The following is a 505-nucleotide window of genomic DNA, read 5'->3' as shown; positions in this document are numbered from 1 at the left end:
AAATGGACGAATCCAAACACCGTGCTCAACAAACAGTGCTTGGATGGTTTCCATATTCACTGGGCGATGCGTTTCTACGACGCCAATGGCACCCAACCAACGGGTGTTTTTCACCAAGTCGTATTCTTCAAGTTTTGGCAGTAATTCAGAAAACAGCATTTCGATTTGCTGGGTTTGCTGCTGCCAGTCACCTTGTTCGATCAATTCTAAACTCGCCGTTGCTACAGCGCAGGCGAGGGGATTACCCATAAAGGTTGGTCCGTGCATGAAACAACCTGCGTCACCACCACAAACCGTGTCAGCGACATGTTTACTCGCCAGCGTCGCTGAAAGGGTCATGTAGCCGCCAGTGAGTGCTTTGCCGACGCACAGAATGTCTGGTTGAATATCCGCATGTTCGCAGGCAAACAATTTGCCAGTGCGTCCAAACCCTGTTGCGATTTCATCTGCAATCAATAACAAGTCATATTTATCACAAAGCCTACGAACGCCTTTGAGAAATTCT

At 48.1% G+C, this 505-nt stretch carries 1 protein-coding gene; it reads right to left on the bottom strand.

Features of this window, described 5'->3' with window-relative positions; translation table 11 throughout:
• Nucleotides 1-505: aminotransferase class III-fold pyridoxal phosphate-dependent enzyme (locus R7Z49_RS27935; protein ID WP_318112908.1), on the bottom strand; the 505-nt coding region annotated here is incomplete at both ends.

This window comes from Vibrio sp. 1562 (assembly GCF_033340155.1).
Taxonomy (GTDB): domain Bacteria; phylum Pseudomonadota; class Gammaproteobacteria; order Enterobacterales; family Vibrionaceae; genus Vibrio; species Vibrio alginolyticus.
The sequence above is the reverse complement of the archived record's forward strand: the minus strand, read 5'-3'. Positions and strand labels throughout refer to the sequence as shown.